At 31.7% G+C, this 2,319-nt stretch carries 2 protein-coding genes; both read left to right on the top strand.

The features are described from left to right. Positions 1 to 209: 209 nt before the first annotated feature. Complete coding sequence (locus tag QZ143_RS09745) at positions 210 to 887, top strand: MATE family efflux transporter (protein WP_292883714.1); 678 nt, start codon at positions 210 to 212, stop codon at positions 885 to 887. A gap of 356 nt (positions 888 to 1,243) precedes the next feature. Beyond that, positions 1,244 to 2,319: ABC transporter transmembrane domain-containing protein (locus tag QZ143_RS09740; RefSeq protein WP_292883712.1), on the top strand; the 1,076-nt coding region annotated here is incomplete at its 3' end.

The raw sequence follows: 2,319 nt of genomic DNA, 5'->3' as shown, positions 1-2,319 counted from the left end.
AAACATCAACCATGAATTAGATGTGAAAACACGAAAATGGAAATGTCCAAACTGCGGTAAAACACTAGACCGTGACATTAACGCCGCCATTAATATTTTGAACCGGTGGGACTACGGGAATAGCCTAGAAAACGCCAAATAAACAAGTGGCACAAAAAAACAAATCTAGGAATCCTCGACTTCTACAAAGTCGAGGTAGTTCAAATTCTGTGGCACTTAAATTAAGGGCATTGCTGATTGCACCTGTTCGAGGTTATGGGAGAGGATTGATGAGCGTTACAGGTCATTTATTCGGAGCAGAGAAATTTGATGAATTGGAAAAAATGTTCAAATATGTGATGAAAATATCAATCTTCACTACACTTGTAGTAATGATTGCATTTATTTTCTTGCGCGAATATGCATTTAGCATATTTTCCATTACAGGGATGGAAAATGAAATATTTTGGATAGCAATTGGTGGAACAGTCCTTATGGTTTTAACGCCAGTTTCCATGATTTCAGCAAAGATGTTGGATGGTTTTGGAAAAAGTATGTATTCCCTAATGTTTACCATAATTAGAATAATATTTGAAGTGGCTTTAATAGTCTTACTTGTAAATACCATTTCAAATGGGGCATGTGTTTTGATTGGAATTTGCTGCGGTCAACTATTGAGTTCAATCATTTACTATCTATTCTTAAGGCATCTGTTCAATAACTTTGGCAAAGAGTATAAATTTAAATACACTGTTAAAACATTCAACATAAAAAGAAAAGAGAAAATAGAAAAGTTCAGGGAAGAAAATCAAAGACGAAAAGATGAATTCAGAGAAAACATGAAACAATCTAAACAAGACAGGATAGAAAGAAGGGATAAGATGGTGGAAAAACTTAAGAGAAAATAATGATGAATTAGTCCGAAGTTTAAGGGATGTTTTGGTATTTTCATTGGGGGGGGGCTTTTTTGAACTACTTTGGAGAATTCGAAGTATTCGTTCACTATTAATATAAAACCCATCAAAATTGTATGGATAACTATTTTTTAAGAAAAATTAAAAAGAATAATATGGGAATAGAATAATCCTCGGGGGAAATATCATGAAAAATTACTCCTGTATAAATTGTGGAATTATAAACTGCAAACACCAAGATTCAGAATATCCTAATTTCTGTCCGACAAAATAATTAACAATATAAAAAAACGATTTTAAAAGAGGTCTCCTAAGCAGATTTATTAATAGGAATAATCATAAAATTACATATGTGGAATATATTTTCCCCATTGAAAAAGAATATTAAAACGATAATTATTATAATAGCATTGCTTGTTCTTGAAGCATACTTTACATTGCAACTGCCGGAATATACTTCCAAAATTGTTGATATAGGCATTGCAAATGGTGATATAGCATACATTTACAGTGCAGGAACAACAATGATAATGCTTACTATTCTTGCTACAATCACAGGAATAATTGTTTCTCTTTTTTCATGTAAAGTTGCTTCAGAATATTCATATAACTTAAGAATACTCGTTTTTTCAAAAGTTTTGAAGTTTTCAAATCATGAACACAATAACATTTCAAAATCAACATTGATGACACGAACAACAAATGACGTGTCACGTATCCGAATGATTTTAGAGTGGGCATTTGATGTGATTATATTCGCACCCGCTATGGCAATAGGGGGCATTATAAAAACAATTCAACTGGGAACAAACTTATACTGGATTATATTGATGATATTAATCCTGATTATCGTTTTTATGTTTTTTATTTTAAAGAAAACTGTTCCATACTTAATCATACTAGACAAACTGCCCGACATCAAGGGAATGGTTAGGGAAATCATTACCGGAATGGAAGTTATTAAAACATTTGTCAGAGAGGATTATGAATCAAAAAAATTTAAAGCGACAAATGACGAATTCAAAGAGCTAAGAGATTCTATCAGAAGATATATTCTATTTTTAAATCCCTTAATGACATTGCATTCATCAATTATGATTGTCTCAATATTGTACTTCGGATCTTATCAAATAGAATCAGGAACAATCCTAACAGGTGACCTGATTGCATTTATTCAATATGCCACCCAAATCGTGAGCTCTATTTTAATAATCATATCATTTTCAAAAAATCTTCCAGATTTAATTCTCCCTATCAAACGTGTGAAACAAGTACTTGATACTGAATTGAGCATTGTTGATGGAGAAATAGGAACAATTAACGAAAGAAAATCCACAATCGAATTTAAGAATGTTTCTTTCAAATACTCTAAAAGTGAAAAGGACGCATTGACAAACATTAATTTTAAATTAGAACCCGGAAAAAC

This window comes from Methanobrevibacter sp. UBA188, from assembly GCF_905234905.1.
In the GTDB taxonomy this organism is placed as follows: Archaea; Methanobacteriota; Methanobacteria; order Methanobacteriales; family Methanobacteriaceae; genus Methanocatella.
This window is presented reverse-complemented; position numbering and strand designations above follow the sequence as displayed.